Origin of the sequence: Streptomyces hilarionis (assembly GCF_024539675.1) — a bacterium.
GTDB classification, from domain to species: Bacteria; Actinomycetota; Actinomycetes; order Streptomycetales; family Streptomycetaceae; genus Streptomyces; species Streptomyces hilarionis.
In genome coordinates this window covers 1-273 of the sequence record NZ_JAHHIT010000720.1, presented here as the reverse complement: position 1 = coordinate 273, position 273 = coordinate 1, and the positions used below count along the sequence as shown (strand labels likewise).

Here is a 273-nt window from a genome sequence, read left to right as displayed (position 1 = left end):
AGAGCTGGCTGAGCTCTACGCTGAAATGGAGCAGAAAGTCAGCGACAAGACCGCCGAGCTGCAACGCAGCAACGCCAGCCTGCAATTGCTGTTCAACGGTGCGCAGATGCTCTACAGCCAGCCCCAGGACCCCGGTCAGATGATGGGTCAGTTGCTCAGCAAAGTGCAGGAAGCGCTGGGCAGTGGCCCGGTCAGCCTGTGCCTGAACCGCCCCGGGGAAGCCGGCAGTCACACCGCTATCAGCTCGCTCGATATGCTGCCACCCTACTATTG

General features: G+C 61.2%; 1 protein-coding gene. It reads left to right on the top strand.

What is annotated here, in order from left to right:
- Positions 1–25: 25 nt before the first annotated feature.
- A partial coding sequence (locus tag KMS84_RS44560) for a hypothetical protein (RefSeq protein WP_256921590.1) occupies positions 26–273 on the top strand: 248 nt, incomplete at its 3' end.